This is a genomic window from Fibrobacter sp. UWB5 (genome assembly GCF_002210295.1).
Classification (GTDB): Bacteria; Fibrobacterota; Fibrobacteria; order Fibrobacterales; family Fibrobacteraceae; genus Fibrobacter.
In genome coordinates this window covers 17,286-33,173 of record NZ_MWQH01000002.1, presented here as the reverse complement: position 1 = coordinate 33,173, position 15,888 = coordinate 17,286, and the positions used below count along the sequence as shown (strand labels likewise).

General features: G+C 51.8%; 12 protein-coding genes. 5 read left to right on the top strand and 7 right to left on the bottom strand.

Annotated elements, in window-relative coordinates:
- Positions 1–108 precede the first annotated feature (108 nt).
- The gene (gene priA / locus B7989_RS04360; RefSeq protein ID WP_088627392.1) at positions 109–2,157 is read left to right on the top strand and encodes a primosomal protein N'; all 2,049 of its coding nucleotides are present in this window, start codon (positions 109–111) and stop codon (positions 2,155–2,157) included.
- Positions 2,158–2,290: 133 nt separating this feature from the next.
- Here the strand turns inward: priA and B7989_RS04355 are convergent, their stop codons facing one another.
- Together B7989_RS04355 and B7989_RS04350 are read right to left on the bottom strand one after the other, a co-directional pair.
- Complete coding sequence (locus B7989_RS04355; RefSeq protein ID WP_233144245.1) at positions 2,291–3,013, bottom strand: M15 family metallopeptidase; 723 nt, start codon at positions 3,011–3,013, stop codon at positions 2,291–2,293.
- Between the two features lie 101 nt (positions 3,014–3,114).
- Positions 3,115–5,484 (bottom strand): hypothetical protein, encoded by a 2,370-nt coding sequence (locus B7989_RS04350; protein WP_088627391.1) that lies wholly within the window; start codon positions 5,482–5,484, stop codon positions 3,115–3,117.
- A gap of 61 nt (positions 5,485–5,545) precedes the next feature.
- Between B7989_RS04350 and B7989_RS04345 the strand changes: the two genes are divergently transcribed.
- The 4 genes from B7989_RS04345 (at position 5,546) to B7989_RS04335 (ending at position 8,212) form a co-directional block, all read left to right on the top strand.
- On the top strand, positions 5,546–6,325 hold the full coding sequence (locus B7989_RS04345) for a nitrilase-related carbon-nitrogen hydrolase (RefSeq protein ID WP_088627390.1): 780 nt from the start codon (positions 5,546–5,548) through the stop codon (positions 6,323–6,325).
- Between the two features lie 220 nt (positions 6,326–6,545).
- The gene (locus tag B7989_RS14230) at positions 6,546–6,677 is read left to right on the top strand and encodes a hypothetical protein (protein WP_255406369.1); all 132 of its coding nucleotides are present in this window, start codon (positions 6,546–6,548) and stop codon (positions 6,675–6,677) included.
- A gap of 20 nt (positions 6,678–6,697) precedes the next feature.
- Positions 6,698–7,048 (top strand): hypothetical protein, encoded by a 351-nt coding sequence (locus B7989_RS04340; protein WP_144264964.1) that lies wholly within the window; start codon positions 6,698–6,700, stop codon positions 7,046–7,048.
- A gap of 27 nt (positions 7,049–7,075) precedes the next feature.
- Positions 7,076–8,212, top strand: a complete 1,137-nt coding sequence (locus B7989_RS04335) for a phosphotransferase (protein ID WP_158212866.1) — start codon at positions 7,076–7,078, stop codon at positions 8,210–8,212.
- On the opposite strand, the gene queA is transcribed toward B7989_RS04335, so the two are convergent.
- The 5 genes from queA to B7989_RS04310 form a co-directional block, all read right to left on the bottom strand.
- Positions 8,209–9,255 carry a tRNA preQ1(34) S-adenosylmethionine ribosyltransferase-isomerase QueA gene (gene queA, locus B7989_RS04330; protein ID WP_088627387.1) on the bottom strand — a complete coding sequence of 349 codons (1,047 nt, stop codon included), beginning with the start codon at positions 9,253–9,255 and terminating at the stop codon, positions 8,209–8,211. The two genes, B7989_RS04335 and queA, sit on opposite strands and share 4 nt — an antisense overlap.
- Before the next feature lies 1 nt (position 9,256).
- Positions 9,257–10,249, bottom strand: coding sequence for a YafY family protein (locus B7989_RS04325; protein ID WP_088627386.1), 993 nt, complete (start codon positions 10,247–10,249; stop codon positions 9,257–9,259).
- A 9-nt stretch (positions 10,250–10,258) separates the two neighbouring features.
- The gene (locus tag B7989_RS04320) at positions 10,259–11,335 is read right to left on the bottom strand and encodes a BON domain-containing protein (protein WP_088627385.1); all 1,077 of its coding nucleotides are present in this window, start codon (positions 11,333–11,335) and stop codon (positions 10,259–10,261) included.
- 172 nt (positions 11,336–11,507) lie between these two features.
- Positions 11,508–12,980, bottom strand: a complete 1,473-nt coding sequence (gltX, locus tag B7989_RS04315; RefSeq protein ID WP_088627384.1) for a glutamate--tRNA ligase — start codon at positions 12,978–12,980, stop codon at positions 11,508–11,510.
- 70 nt (positions 12,981–13,050) lie between these two features.
- Positions 13,051–15,852: a TIGR02171 family protein gene (locus tag B7989_RS04310; RefSeq protein WP_088627383.1), complete on the bottom strand. Its 2,802-nt coding sequence runs from the start codon at positions 15,850–15,852 to the stop codon at positions 13,051–13,053.
- Positions 15,853–15,888 lie beyond the last annotated feature (36 nt).

The following is a 15,888-nucleotide window of genomic DNA, read 5'->3' as shown; positions in this document are numbered from 1 at the left end:
GCAACTCCCAAAGGGGAATTACATACTATAATCTAACAAAAAAAGTTTTTTGAAACAAAAAAGATTGTAAAATAGGCGCTTTTTGCGGTATTAACTATCTTTTAGCCCGTGACAAAACGAATCCCAAAACTTAGCGCCCCGGAAGAGGTACATCAGAAGCTCAAGTCCGAATTGTTAACGGATTTTTGCGAAGTGTACATTCCCATGGCCCCCGATGTATACACCTACGGAGTCCCCGCCGGAGTCAACCTCTGCCGCGGAGACGTTGTATGGGTTCAGTTTGCCACCCGTAAAAAGCCGGCCCTCGCCGTGGTCGCACGCGTCCACCAGGACCGCCCCAAGTTTGATGTGCGCCCTGCTTACCCGCACCAGTCCGGCTACCGCTTTAGCGAACGTTATATGGAATCGCTCGAATGGACAGCACGCTATTATATCAGCACGCCCATGAAGGCGCTGTTCGTGTTCTGGCCCAGCGACTTCGAGAAGTACCTGGATGCTCTAGCCTTTACAAAGGGGGAAGCCTCCACCTCGCGTGAGGCTAGAGGAGCAACGACCCCGAACGCTCCGGCACTCACTTTAGAACAAACTAACGCATTCAACACGCTTTGCGAAGAACTGAACAAGACTGGTTTCCGCGGCGTATTGCTTCACGGCGTGACAGGCTCGGGAAAGACCCGCGTTTACCAGGAGCTCGCCCGCGAAGCCCTCAAGCAAAACAAGAAAGTTTTAATCCTCGTGCCCGAAATCGGGCTTACCCCGCAAACGCTCAAGCGCTTTGAAGATTTTCTGCAAGTTCCGATTGTGGTTTTGCACTCGGCGCTTTCCGCACCCCAAAAACGCGAAGGCTACGTCTCCATTTTGAAGGGCGATGCGCAAGTGGTTCTCGGCACCCGCAGTGCCATTCTTGCGCCGTTTGATTTTGACCTGGTGATTCTCGACGAAGAGCACGACACCTCCTTCAAGCAGCAGGATCCGGCGCCGCGCTACCACACCCGCGAAATGGCTTTCCATTTGGCGTACAAGTACGGCGCCCTCGTGGTTCTCGGAAGTGCCACGCCTTGCCTCGAGACATTCTATAACGCCCAGGCAAAAAATTTAAAGATTGTCTCGCTCAAGGAACGCGCCACACAGGCGCCGCTCCCGAAGGTGCAAATCGTGGACATGGGCAAGATGCGCCAGCAAAAGGGAATCCTGTTGTCACCCACGCTGCGCGAAGCTTTGACCGATTGCATCGAGCGCGGGGACCAGGCGATCATCCTCATGAACCGTCGCGGTTTTTCGAAGATGCGCGTGTGTACCGAATGCGGCGAGACGCTTTACTGCAAGCATTGCCACATTCCGCTCGTATACCACAAGCAATACCGCTCGCTCATGTGCCACTACTGCGCCGCCCTTTACCCGGTGAACACACCGTGTAGCGCCTGCGGCGCCGAAACTTACGAGTTTGTGGGCGGCGCCATCGAGATGCTCGAAGAAGAAATCGCCGAATGGATTCCGAATGCGAAAGTGATTCGCATGGACCGCGACACCACCCAGAACGTGGGTGCCAGCGAAAAGATTCTCGACGCGTTCCGCAACCGCGAATACAACATTCTGATTGGAACGCAGATGGTCGCCAAGGGCCACGACTTTCCGGGCGTGCAATTAGTCGGGGTCGTTGGCGCCGATAGCGGACTCGGCATTCCCGATTTCCGCTCCACCGAAAGGCTATTCCAATTGCTCAGCCAGACTGCAGGGCGCGCGGGTCGTGCCGGCGGCGAAGGCCAAGTGCTTATCCAGACGCTCAAGCCGTCTGAACCCATCATGCAATTTGCCGTGAACCACGACTTCAACGGATTTGCGAATAAAGAAATGGAAGACCGGCGCGCCGCCTTCTACCCGCCCTTCTGCAAGCTCGTGGAAATCAGCTGCGGCAGTCGCGACGAAGACTTGTTGCGTCACACCGTCGAACGGCTCGAAGCCCTTCTCCGTGCGAACAAGAACCTCATGGTGCTCGGCCCTGTGGATGCCTTCGTGCCCGTCGTGCAAAACGTACATTGGGCAAAGCTCTACATCAAGACACAAGACCTCGCCCCCGTCCGCAAAATTCTGCATCCCATCATAAACGCACCCAAGCCCTGGGTGCAAAACGTCGAAATCAAAGTGGAAATTGAATAGCCAGATTGTCTTCCCGGCCTTGAGCCGGGATCTCCTTTGTATTTGTTTAAAGAAACTTTTGCAATATGGATTGCAGGTGTTTTGGAAAGCCGTAAAAGGAGGTGCCGCATCTATGTGCGGCAAGACAAGGGCGCTACAACGGGAACTTCGGATAGTTCTCGCGAACGTACTTGCTAGGGTAAGCGTTAAAATGCCACCACTCGCTGCCGAGCGGGACCCAGCCCGCCCCGCGCATAATCTTGCGAAGCTTATTGCGGTTGTCCACCTGCTCCTGCGTCAAGCGACCGCTCTTTAAAGCTTCCGCTTCGCCGACTTCGCCCGCGCAGCGTTCAAAAGAATCAAAGTCCGTGCCCATGTCAAGCAAGTTGCCATCGGCATCGGTAATGCTCAAATCCAGAGCCAAGCCAAAGTTATGGAGCCCGCCCGTGGCCGGCGAAGACACGTAAGCCGAATAAGGCGTACCGCGCACGGTCTTCCGCAAAGCCTCCTGTGCATACAGCGGGCGCGACGCATCAAAAATCACGAGCTCGGAACCCGGCATTTCGCGTTCCATAATCTTCACGGCCTTGCGGAGCTTTGCCGCGGCATCCTTATGCACAAAGGCGCGCTGTACGCCACAATACAAATCGTGGCCCGTCACATTCTCGAAGGTCGCATAACGCAAGTCCATGCGCACCCCCTTCAGGCGGGTAATTTCGACCATGTTGGAATCTGCCGTCGCAAAAGCAATCCACTTCTTGACGGAGCTGCAATAGCGCAAGGGCTTTTCGGGCTTCGGCGGAACAAACAGAGAATCTGTCTCATGAGCAAAAGCCATGGCACCCAGAAAAAGTACTGTCAGAAGTATCCGAAACATGAGCCCAACCAAAATATCAATGTGAAATGAGAAATGAGGAATGTGAGATGTATTATTTCCCATCACACATTTCACATTACACATCATTCATCTTCTAGCAACTAGATTCCCAGCTGTACTTCGACGCCGAATTGCACGTACAGGCCCATGCCCTTCGCAATAAACGGCACCAGATCGTAGCCGTCGTTAATGTCGGCATTGTCGTCTCGAGTTACCCAAGAACGTTCACGGGCGTTTTCGCTACCCAAGAACTTGAGCGCATCGACATCCAGGTTCGCAAAGATGTTGTCCACTTCCACGTAGAATCTTGCAGTCCTGAAGAAGCTGTTGTTCTTGCCGATCAAATCCAGGTTTACGCGGGCATCCGTACGGAACATATCCGTAAAGTCGTGGAAGTCCTTGAGACGGCGTGTACCGTTGCTACGGTCCTTCGGATCAGACGGCATGATTTCGTAGTAGTACAGCGGACGGTGCAATGCCGCATGGTGCGTAATGATGAACGAAAGAATCGAATCCTTGCGCGGGTAATAACGGAAGTGAGAAAGAATATCCAGACGGGAGTTCGCTTCCCACGGGAGCGACTTGCCACCATCGAGTTCGTATTCTCCGTACACCGAGCTCACGTTTGTCGCCATTGAGAAATGGTGCGAAGTCTTGAGTTCCATCGTGGCAGAGGCGCCGGCCACCCAGGCGTAGTCAATCGGAGTCACGTCTTCGTACTGCGCAAATGCCTTGGGCATCGGGAGCAGCGGATCCGGGTAGTAGCGGCCAAAGCCAGAGCCCTGTGCCACAAAGTACTTGGAATTGTAGCCCAAGCCGAGCTTGCCGGACACGCCCGATTCCAAGCGCCCCGTCAGTTCACCATCGTCGTAATAAGGTTTCCAGTCGCTACGGTAGGCGGCATTCGCAATCAAGCGCCAGTAAGCCGTATCGATACGGGAAAGGTTCTGGTCAAAGTCGAACGAGGCCGTCGGCGCCGCTTCGCGTTCGCCCAAATCGGTCACCGCACCCACAGAGAGAATCTTCTGAGAGAAATCGCTCTGCCAGTTCATGCGGCCGGCACCCGACCACACGCCCGCATTAAAGTCATCCGTAATCGAGCCACCATAATCCTGGTAGCTGCGTTCCACAAAGTGGTGTTCATAGAGCAAGGCCCAGCTCAACTTGGAACCCAGGATACTTCCTTTGAAGTTCTTATCGACACCACCCGTCAAAGTCGTATGGGTCTGTTCATAGCCATCGATATAAGTGGCCGCTTCCTTGGAGTTTGCCGTATTGCGGAATCCCTTAGTATCGCGGAGCGTATCGCCCAGCACTTCGCGCACCACGCCGGCATGAGCCGAGGTTCCAAAGCGGGAATTGTATTCGGCGCCCACCACCAAGTACTGTTGCTTGCCTTCGATAATGTCGATGGAGTTCACCTCGTTATAAGAGGTCGCGGTATCCTGGTGCACGCTATATTCGTCAGAACTGTACAAGGTACGCAAGGCCCAAGTATTGCCGCTGCTATCGGAACCGTTAAACTGGGCATACACGTCAAAAGCAGTCAGGTCGTACGGGTCAGAGGTTTTCACGTTGCAGTCGCTACCCGAGCATTCCCCGCTGCGGTCCTTGCGGAATTCGCTAAAGAACTTTTCACCCATATTCTTGAGCATTTCGTCATCGAGCCTGCGGAACGAAAAACGGAAGCTGTCCCAGAAAAGCCACGGAGCATCGACCACCACTTCTTGCAAGGCAATACCCGCCGTTCCGCGCAGGCCCCAGTCACCCTTGGTCTGTTCGGGAATGTACTGCACAGACGTTGCCAGGCCCTGACCGATCGGGCCTTCGCCGTAATGGTCATGGATTTCGATGGCGCTCAAGATATGCGGGTTGATTACCGAAAGGTTACCCGGGAAACCCACATCCAAGTGACGCATGTTCGGCACGCGGAGTCTGCCCAAGTGGTAAGCCACATCGCTTGCACGGGAACCTTCGTAATAAAGAGCGCTGCTAAAATCCTTCTGGCCCGAAATACCCGGCATCTGGCTCAGGTGTTCCGTCACGTCGAAACGCATGCCGGCCGCATCTTCAAGCTTATCGAGATTCACCTTGCGTTCAAAAGTCCATTGCACCTTGTCGCCACCGCCACCGATCACGGTGCTTGTACCCAGGTTGCGCACGTCGGCAGTCGTCTGCATGGTAATCACCATGTCGAACAAGTCCGCAAAATCCTGCAATTCCACCTGCACGCTATCGAAACCGTCTTTTTTAAAGATAAGCACCGCATTCTTGGAATCGGCAGTCAATTCGAATCGACCATCGGAATCGGTTTCACCGAGCTTCTTACCCGAGACATAGGTAATCGTCGCATTCTTAATCGGCAAATCGGTTTCGGATTCCAGAACCACACCCACAATCAAGGTCGGGGTCGCGGCAAACACGGCAGCCGCAAAAAGCAGAACGAAAACAAACAGGGAGCGTAATCTCATATTTTTTAAAATAGAAAAAACTAAGTTCTTAGTTCTACCAACTAAGTTCTATATTTATAGTATGCTCGATATTTACTTGGTACAAATGGATGTCGTCCCGAACGACAAGGCAAAAAACTTCGCCAAAGTGCGCGAACTGACCGCCAAAATTCGCAAAAACGCAAGCGACTCCGTACCGGGACTTATCATTTTGCCCGAAATGTTCGCCACAGGCTACTTGCCCCTGCACCCCGAATCTGCCGCCGAAGACTTTTCGACCAAGGATTCCGGCGAAACCGCCCAGCTCTTATACGAACTCGCGAACCAAACCGGCTGCTACGTCATGGGAGCAGGAATCGCACGTTCTAACGGCGCCCTGTTGAACCACAGCAGCGTCTACGCCCCCGGCAACGCACAGGAATTCTCCCACTACGACAAGCGCCGCCCCTTCTTCATGGAGCAGGCCAAATTCACCGCCGGCGAAAACGTTAATTTATTCAAAATCGCGAACTGGAACACCGCCGCGACCATTTGTTTCGACCTGCGATTCCCCGAACTTTACCGCGACGCCGTCAAGGCAGGCGCAAGACTCATTACCATTCAGGCCGCCTGGCCGCTCGCCCGTATTGCCCACTGGAAAACTTTGCTGCAAGCCCGCGCCATCGAAGACCAAGTTTATGTGGCCGCAGTCAACTGCACCGGCAGCGAATTGAATGGCGGTAACTCCATGATAGTCAACCCAAAAGGTGAAATTATCGCAAGCGCAAATGGCCAAGAAGAAGGCATCGTTTATGCACGAATTGAATCGGCCCCACAAGAAGAATACCGCGCCAAATTCCCTGTTTTAAAGGGTCTTTTGTAACAGTACGTTAACAAAAGAGAGCTGCATTTTCCTGTAATCTATATCACACTCGCCCTAAAAAAAGTGAATGGACCTAATTCACGAACTATCAACAAGTTAGGCCCAATATACCCGAAAATACGAAAAAAATTGCATTATTTTTGACATTGAAATGTCAGAATTTTATTGTATCTTTATTGGGGTAAACCAATCGACAGTGTCTTAACGTGTGAGGTAAATTATGTCGAACACAAGCAGAATCCAGTATGCGAAGGCGCTAATCAAGGCCGGCATTACCCGCGAGCTGATTCTCAAAATCACAGCGATTTCGAGCTATCAGTATTCGCAGATCCAAAGAGAACTCGCGGCCTAAGGTTTCGTACTTTGAAAATGGTGTTGGTTATTCAAGCGCAGCCCGCCACCTCGAACGAGGAAAGGCAGGCTGTGCTTTTTAGTTGCTTTAGGGACGGTTCCCTATTGCTCGAAGCCAAAGACGGCAAAAAGCCCGCCCGTTTTTACCTCAAGCCAAACGACCTGTTTCCGTGGGATCAATTCCTGCCCAAGCTTCTCGTGAACTGGCAACTGTCCGATTTTAAAGATATTCCCAGGGAATTCTGTCCGCAAAAGCGCATTCCCGATTTCGTGCTCGAAGGCATTCTCAAAGAACCTCTCGAAACGCAACTCAAAATTCTCGCCACCCTCCGCGCCCAAGGGTATTTTCCACCGCTTAAGGCCAGAGGCTAATGTGAAATGTGTGATGCGAGATGTGCGATGATTGAGGACATTTCAAGAAAACGCTGGTTCATGGGCAAGGGCCGTCAAATCCGTTCTATCGAAAAACTCGACAGCATCCCCATCGGCGGCACAAAAGTTTCGATTATCCAAGTTCTTTTTGAAAGCGGCGAACGGGACTACTACTGCGTCATCGAAGACGAGTCCAAAATAGGCGCGGTACTCGCCGAATACTTCGGCCCAAATTTTCCGAAAGAAACATTGCTGCACGCACGGCCCCTGAACGCCGAGCAAAGCAATTCCGCGTTCTACTCCAAGGGAGAATTCTTTTTCAAGCTGTACCGCCGTTTGCAAGTCGGCGAACACCCCGAAGCCGAAATCATGAAGCACCTGAGCCAAAAAGCGGCACAAGGCCTTCCCAAAATCGCCCCGGATTTCTACGGCGATTTCAGCTACACAAAAGACGGCGAAACACGTACCCTCGGGATTCTCGAAGAACACGTTCCCGACGCCCAGAATGCATGGGATTTGATGGTCCGCACACCAAATGAGAAAGCGCAAACCGGCAGCCAGAACTTTTTTGCAGACGCCGCATTCGAACTCGGGCGCACCACCGCCCAAATGCACAAGGCGCTCAAGGATCTAGAAGGCACGCCCGCGCAGGCCGAAGAAGTTCCCTTTGACAAGCTCATTGGGCTTTTGAAGGCGAATGGGAAAGAGAACTTAATCGCTCGCGTGGAAAGCATCCGGTCGCAGCAAGTCCGGGGTGACAATGCGGGCACACATGCGCTCCAACCGCAGCGCATTCACGGGGATTATCACTTAGGGCAATTGCTTTATAAAGACGGAAAGTTTATCGTGCTGGACTTCGAAGGCGAACCCACCCGCACTCTGGAATACAGGCGCAGGCTCCGCTCCCCCGCCGCCGACATAGCCGGCATGCTCCGCAGCTTCGCCTATGCCAGCGCCGTCCGCGGCGACAAGGAATTCGAGCAAGTCACGGCCGAAGCCTTTTTGCAAGGCTACAGCCGTGAATCCGGCATTTCCGTTGCGCAATTAAAAGAAGAGGCCTCGCCCTATGTACTGGGCAAGGCCATCTACGAAGCTTGTTACGAGCTGGAATTCCGACCCGACTGGTTCTGGATTCCAGAGCGCGCGTTAAAAAGCGGACTCTAAAGAATCAGCATTCCGTCGCCGTAGCTGAAAAACTTCATCTTGTTTTCAACCGCCATTTTGTAGGCTTCGAGGGTATTTTCGCGGCCATAGAAGGCGGACACCAGCAAGATGAGGCTACTCTTGGGCCAGTGGAAATTGGTCAGCAAGCCATCCACAATCTTGTAGCGGTAACCCGGATAGAAGAACGCATGGGTCACGCCCTTTTGCGGCTTCAGGAATCCGTTCGCGTCGGCAATCGTTTCGATGACGCGGGTACTCGTGGTGCCCACCGTTACAATGCGACCACCATCGCGCTTGGCCTTGTTGATGATGTCGGCATTTTCGGCAGTGAGCTCGTAATGTTCGCCATGCATCTTGTGCTGCGTAAAGTCTTCGACAGAGATATTCTGGAAGGTTCCCGGGCCCACATGCAGCGTGACTTCGGCAACGTAAACACCCTTCGCCTTCAAGGCTTCGAGCATTTCTTCGCTAAAGTGGAGGCTAGCCGTCGGAGCAGCCACCGCACCCGAATACTTCGCGAAAATCGTCTGGTAAGCCTTCTTGTCGTCTTCGTCATCGGGGCGGTCAATGTAAGGCGGCAGAGGCACGTGTCCTTCGCGGTTCATCACCGTCTCCAGTTCCACAGGCGTTACCGCAAAGCGCAGCACGCGAGCGCCGTCTTCCTTGATGTCTTCGACAACCGTCTTGACGCCGGCAATTTCAAGTTCGCGACCGATCTTGAAAGCCTTACCCGGGCGGACCTGCGCCTCGTAGCGGGCTGAGCCGTCTTCAGCGGGAATCAAAGCCTGCACCAAGAGCGTTTCGACTTCGCCGCCGTGCATGGTGTGGCCGTACAATCGGGCCGGAATCACCTTCGTGTTATTTACCACCAGGCAATCGCCCGGCTTAAAAAGGTCGACAATTTCAGGAGCCTTCAGAATGCGGCGTTCACCGCCATCCTTGGGGCAATGCAAAATACGGGTTTTCCCCTTGCCCGCCGTACGGCTGGCAATCAGTTCCTTAGGGAATTCAAAATTATAGTCAGAAAGATTATGCGATTCCATTTTAGGCATCCATCTCAGCGAGAGCCTTTTTCAATAACTTCTTCACGCTTTCTTTAAGCGATGCAGGTTTAAGAATGCGGACATCCGTCGCAACACCCATCAGCCAGGTTTCCAAATCCGGCGTAATGCGCAGTTTCATGTCGACAATCATGTTCTTGTTCTTGTCGAAGCGCTTCGAAATTTCAGGGAAGAAATGCGAGCGTTCAAACTGCGACTGCAACCACTTGGAGGTCGACTTGATTTCAAGAGATACATCTTCGGGAGCGCCCTGGCCAGAATACTTGCCAAAGCAGTACTTGTAATGCAGCTTGGCATCGAACACAAACTTGGGCATGGCGTGATTCGTTTCGGTCACGCTGTCAATGCGTTCAAAAACGTAATTCTTGAAAATCTGGTTTCCCTTTTCATCCATTTCACCAGCCACCAGGTAAAGCGTGTCTACGCGCATAATTACCTTGACCGGGTTCACTTCCAGGGTCACCTCTTCGGCGTCCGTATGGCCCTTGCCGGAGGGGCGGTAATGGATCTTGATGGAAAAACCGTCGTGAATTGCCTTGAGCACGCGATTGACCATAGTGTCTTGCAACTTGTCGTCGCTGAAGGGGCCGTAATCCAGAACGTAATCCGGGTCCGTCGAAATCGCCTCGGGCTTGAAGTCTTCGGGATTCGTGGTCTGCATGGTCTTGATGACCTTATCCAGAAGCTTGACCGTCTTGATATCGGGAGCGGCATTTGCAGGCAAACTCTTCTTGATCTTTTCAAGCTGCTTTACGACTTCCTGGTTGAAATTCGCTTCTTTTTCGGTCTGGATAATGTAATAGGTTTCACCATTTTCCTTGAACTTACGTAGACCGCAGTTTTCTTCGCCAATCACTTCCAAATGGCGGAAAATAGTACGGGGGCCGCAATTCATCAGACGAGCCAAGTCATTCACCGTCTGCTTGACTTTCAGCTTGTTCTTTATCGCATTAATTTTTTCGTAACCGGTAGCCATAGGCACCTCCTAAACTATTCTTAAACGGTTTTCAATGGACGTCGTCTTTACATTCTTGAGGAGTGTCGCAAAGGCAAGTTCCTTTTGCAATAGCGAAGTCACACTCCCTTCCAGCAAAAACCTGCGGTTATTGCAAGATATTCTAACATTTGCGCCGCGTAAAAAAGAACTCGACGCAATTTCCGACTCTACCTTTTGGCAGACTTCTACGTTTACAGGATCATAAACTTCTGTCACCAGGCAAATCAAGTCGCGTACGCCCGGAATTTCAGCCAAGCGGTTATCCAAATCCTTCGGGCGTTCGTTTTCATAGCAAAACGCCTCGACCTGCACCTTGCCATCCTGCACACGCACCTTGCAATCGAACAAGCGCGTCGCCGAAGCATCCAGCTGGTCGTACACAGACTTTTCAATCTGTTCGTCGGTCATAAACGGCGGCACTACCACGCGGGTAAAGTCCACACAGCCGCGCACCTTGGGCAAAGCGTTCACGCACTTTACCACCGCCCGCTGGATAGACAGGTTCTTGACAAGGCCGTTCAGGTAAATAATGCCCTGCCCCGCTTCGACCGAAATTTTATCGCAATGTTCCGGGAACACCTGGGCAAGCTTGCCCTGCACCGTAGCACACAGCTTTTCGTTCGACAGATTCTGAGCCAAAGGCGGGAGCGTAATAAACACCAGCGTATGGTCTTTCAACAAAACCGCGAGCTTGTCTTTTTCGCCGTCGTTGACCAAGCCAACGGCTATACCAAACTGGTCACGAATGGCGTGGTAAATGTAGTCGCCCAAAAGTGTCTGCGCGCTCTGAATCGGCAAAAGGCGATACCCTTCGGGGGATTCTTCGTCTTCTATCGTAACCCTGGGTTTTTCAATTCTTTGAAAGGGGCCGCCGTCATAAGTGACAACCAAAATCAACTTGTCGGGCGTCTGGAAGATGCTCTTGACAAAGCCCGGCTTGGGCGAACCTTTAAAATAAACCCAATCGCCCGCCTTGATGCGGTTGTAGCCGTAAATTTTGGTATAGTCGCGATTGACATATTCCCTGTTGCAAAAAACGAATTCGTTCGAAAAAGCAACAAACATGGTGCCGCAGGATTCACAACAACATAAAAGAGGAATATGCGGATCCATTCCCCCAAAGGTTGAATACGCCTCGCGGGCAAATACGCCGTGTTCCACTACCTTCTGGCAGCGTCGGCAAAAAAGCCTCTGAGAGTACAATCTGTGAGGGAACTGTTCGCGCATGTCTTACGGTTTACTTCATGAGCGGAAGAGCCACGTCGATACGGCGGAGCACTTCTTCTTTACCAATGAGTTCAAACATTTCCCACAAGCCAGGGCCTGCGGTAACACCGGACACGGCAAGACGCGGGGCACCGACGAGTTCACCGACCTTGTGACCGCAACGTTCGGCCAGGTCATAGAAACCCTTTTCGATGACGGGAGTCTTGAAGTCTTCAATGGAGGCGAGCATATCGCGCACGAGCGTTGCCACTTCCTTGGAGCCTTCGCCAAAGTGCTTCTTGGCACCCTTTTCATCGTAAGTGGTCGGAGCCACAAAGAAGTACACGGCCATGTCGGCCAAGTCCTGCACAAAGTGGGCACGCGGCTTGAGCTGCTTCACGATTTCGTCGAGACGGGCTTCCGGTTCCTTGGAGAGGTCGATACCCTTGGCAACGAGTCCTTCCTTCATGATTCCCTTGAGCATGCCGTCATCGCACAGGTGAATGTGCTGGCCGTTCATCCACTGCAGCTTCTTTTCGTCAAAGCTGGCGGACTTCGGGTTAATGCGTTCGAGCGTAAAGCTATCAACCATTTCCTTGATGGTCATGACTTCGCGGTCATCGCCCGGGTTCCAGCCGAGGAGAGCCAAGTAGTTCACCAGCGTTTCGGGCAGGTAGCCGAGGTCGCGGAAGTCACCCACAGAGGCGGCGCCCTTACGCTTAGAAAGTTTACCGCCGTTCTTGTCAAGAATCACCGGCAGGTGGCACCATACGGGCGGCTGCCAGCCAAAGGCCTTGTACAAGAGTTCATGCTTCGGCGTAGAGCTAATCCATTCATCGCCGCGGAGCACGTGAGTGGTACCCATCAGGTGGTCGTCAACGACGCTTGCAAAATGGTAAGTCGGGTAACCGTCGCGCTTGATGAGCACGAGGTCGTCCAGAAGTTCGTTCTGGTAGCTGATGTGGCCGCGAATCATGTCATCGAATTCGGTGACACCGGTTTCGGGAACCTTGAAACGGATCACGGCCTTTTCGCCGGCGGCAATGCGGGCTTCGGCTTCTTCGCGGCTGATATTACGGCAGTGGCGGTCGTAACCGGTAACCGGCACGTGAGACTTTTCCTGTTCGGCGCGGACTTCCTGCAGGCGTTCTTCGGAGCAGAAGCAGTAGTAGGCGTAGCCGGCATCCAGGAGCTTCTTGATTTCGCGGTGATAAATATCCAAGCGTTCGCTCTGGAAGTACGGACCGCAGTCGCCTTCGCAACCTGGACCTTCGTCCCACTGCAGGCCCAACCACTTGAGGTCGCGCATCAAGTCGTGCAATGCAGTTTCGTTGTAACGCTTACGGTCGGTATCTTCGATACGCAGGTAGAACGTACCGCCCATGTGTTTTGCAAAAAAGTAGTTGTAAATAGCGGTACGCGCACCGCCCACATGCAAGTAGCCCGTAGGACTGGGAGCAAAACGGACACGGACGGGACGATTAGAATTGCAATTTTCGCACATAGAATCCTCTTTTTGTTTATTCCGTGTCAAAAAATAGCAATTTAAAAGGGAAAGTGTTTTTAGCGTTCCGTCATTTTAAAGTTTTCAAAAGGGAATCAACGCGAGAAGTAATTTTGGGAGCGCCAGCAGCGCACAAATGATCGAAATCTAGCGCCATGTCATCGGAGTAATCGTGCTCGCCCATTTTATTTTCATCTAGCAAAGCGAAATTAGGATACAGTGTTTTGTATCCCGCAATTTCCTCAATGATTGTTTTCGCCACACTACGGCGCAAGCCATAGCGGCCAAACGCGCCTGTTTCCTTGTATTTCGGGTTCTGCGGCAAAATCAAGCCCACGACATATATATCTTTTTCCGCCGCCATTTCAATAATTTTTTTCAAGGTCTCGAGACTATTCTCGATCAAATACATTTTATCGTCATAATAGGTTGAATCCAAGGTAATCTCTACCGTATCGCCCCAGGAGTAGCATTCGTTGGCCATAAAGCGTCCGCGGTCGGCAAAATAACGGTCGTATTCCACCATCGAAATGGCATTCTCGGTACTTTCTAGCAAGCCATCCGGGTATCCGTCTTTCCAGTAGTCGTGATTCGCATCGTACACATAACCCGGATAATCGTAGAAACTCGTCGCAAAGAAGTTATCGCTCTCCGGACCATCCGTCTTATACCAAAAGTCGATATCCAAAGAAATCACGATATACTTCAGCTTTTTCAAGTGAACGAGCAAATACCTTTCAAGATAATCATGAGAGGCATAAATGGAGTTCGGCACATGGGCAAAATTCACCGCAAAAAACGGCGACGAGAATTCCTTGGGAGACAGCGCATTCAAAGGTCTCGAAGAGCCGAGAATCACGACATTCGCAGAATCCCGATAGCGCCATAATAGCTCCATGTTATTCCGCATCATGTAAGATGCCAAGGCATCTTCGGGGTTCATATAGACCCCCGCGCTATCCTTATCAAGCGTTTTATTTTCAGCAGCACGCGGATTCGTATAGATCCAAAGATTCGGGTGCCAAAGCTCGTTGCCCTTGGCAAGCTCCACGACGCTGCCATCGGACATATTGACCAGAACGATTTCGGTGTGGGAACCATTACTGTTCGTGAGTGTCGCCACAGCCAATCGACCATCTCCGGCCACCCATTCCGTATGATCAAACGTAAAGCCTTTAGGTGCGGCAACCGACTGGATCAACTTACCAGAACTATCCGCCACAAAAATATACTGGTGCGCCGAATACTTTGAGCCCACAAAATTCTTGCCCGTGGCGCTAGCAAAATCAAGGAACAGCGTCTGCTTTTGGCCGTCTTTCGAAAGCGACACATTGCAAGCCTGTTCCCCATTGTACCAAAGGGTATCGCGATCATCGACGCGAGCTCGCAAAAGGCGCGCCCCCGTCACAGCCAAACGGTCATCGTCACTGATTCCACCATGATAAGCACCGTCAAAAAGCTTTTGCGGTGTGCCGAATTTACCATTTGCAAAAGGCACCTGCCACGTGGAATTAGACAGGAACGTAGCTTCGCTCTTGTTGACACCGACATCTGTCACATAGACAATCACCGTATCTCCGTTTTCAAGAACACGCCAGCGCGGAATCGCCGCACTTTTCACATTCAACTTGACTAGATTCGAACCTTCCGCATTCAAGTCGCGCACATAAAGGCTCGATTCTCCTTCGTTGCCCTCGAACTGCGTGCAAAACGCCACATGGTTTCCATCAGGCGAAATTTCTGGATGGTAAGATTCAAGCGTATCGACAATTTCTACCACCGAAAGCGCGCCGTTGGAATAATCAATATAGGACAAATTCCCGGATTCTTCGTTACGGAACACGAGCTTTGTCTTATAGCTATCGGTGTACGAATAAATCGATGTCGCATTTGCAAGCGGAGTCACCTTGCTAGAGGCAACGCGGCCATTGTCGCCCATCCATACGGCATTAGGGATATCGCCATAAGCCAAACGGAAGCCGACATAATCTTCGCGTGCAACAGATGTCACCGTGTAGATATCTCCACGCGAAAGCACATTGATGAGTGCGGCCTGATTGCGATAGCTGCCGCCTTTCACAACACGTTGGCCAAGCGAGCCTCCATCTGGAGCGCCCACAAAGTTTGTCACCGTGGTATCGCGCAAGCGGCCAAACCAGTCGTTTACCCATTCCAGCGCATTGCCCGCCATATCACAGATTTCACCTTCATCAGCCTTACTACAAACAGGGTGCAGCTTGTAATCTGAATTATCGGCGGTCCAAGCCTTTTCTTGGGGATTCCAATCTTGATTTGCCGCAAAAATCCATTCGGCTTCTGTCGGCAAATGAACAGCCTTTTTGGCGGGCAGGTATTCAAAGCCTTCTAGGCGGACACAATGCTTGTCGGAATCCAAGTACTTTTTCAAGTAAGTGTAGGCCGTATCAAAGCCTTCGGCCTTGCTACGTTCATTCGCCAAAAGGACTGCATCGTAATAAGTCAAATCCGTTACCGGCAGCGAATCGTTTTCGCATGCAAGCGCAAGCCCCGTTGCAGGTTTCATCAAGGCGTTAAATTCGCCACACGTCACTTCGCTCTTCGAAATCCAAAAATCATAGCTGAACTTGACCTTCATGGATTCCAGGACAACGGTCGCTCCTTTAGCCTTCACCAAAAGCATTCCCGCCGGAACCACCTCTTCTTTTGCAAGAGTGTCTTCAATATCAAGGGAATCTTTTACAGAAAGTGTATCACCCAGAGTGAGCGAATCCAGATTCGGTTCATCCGGCAACTCGTCGTCAATGGCATCATTCTGAGACGTTGACTTGTCCGAGCTGGAGCAAGCACAAAACAGGCCCGAAAGCGCACACATCAGAATCACACACCACTTCATATAACCATATATATATTTTTTATTTCTATATTTTGC

What these genes read in the sequence shown, in the direction of transcription:
- B7989_RS04355 (WP_233144245.1), bottom strand. Translation starts at nt 3,013, where the DNA reads ATGTTTCGGATACTTCTGACAGTACTTTTTCTGGGTGCCATGGCTTTT.
- B7989_RS04350 (WP_088627391.1), bottom strand. Translation starts at nt 5,484, where the DNA reads ATGAGATTACGCTCCCTGTTTGTTTTCGTTCTGCTTTTTGCGGCTGCC.
- B7989_RS04345 (WP_088627390.1), top strand. Translation starts at nt 5,546, where the DNA reads ATGCTCGATATTTACTTGGTACAAATGGATGTCGTCCCGAACGACAAG.
- B7989_RS14230 (WP_255406369.1), top strand. Translation starts at nt 6,546, where the DNA reads ATGTCGAACACAAGCAGAATCCAGTATGCGAAGGCGCTAATCAAGGCC.
- B7989_RS04335 (WP_158212866.1), top strand. Translation starts at nt 7,076, where the DNA reads ATGATTGAGGACATTTCAAGAAAACGCTGGTTCATGGGCAAGGGCCGT.
- queA (WP_088627387.1), bottom strand. Translation starts at nt 9,255, where the DNA reads ATGGAATCGCATAATCTTTCTGACTATAATTTTGAATTCCCTAAGGAA.
- B7989_RS04325 (WP_088627386.1), bottom strand. Translation starts at nt 10,249, where the DNA reads ATGGCTACCGGTTACGAAAAAATTAATGCGATAAAGAACAAGCTGAAA.
- B7989_RS04320 (WP_088627385.1), bottom strand. Translation starts at nt 11,335, where the DNA reads ATGTTTGTTGCTTTTTCGAACGAATTCGTTTTTTGCAACAGGGAATAT.
- gltX (WP_088627384.1), bottom strand. Translation starts at nt 12,980, where the DNA reads ATGTGCGAAAATTGCAATTCTAATCGTCCCGTCCGTGTCCGTTTTGCT.
- B7989_RS04310 (WP_088627383.1), bottom strand. Translation starts at nt 15,852, where the DNA reads ATGAAGTGGTGTGTGATTCTGATGTGTGCGCTTTCGGGCCTGTTTTGT.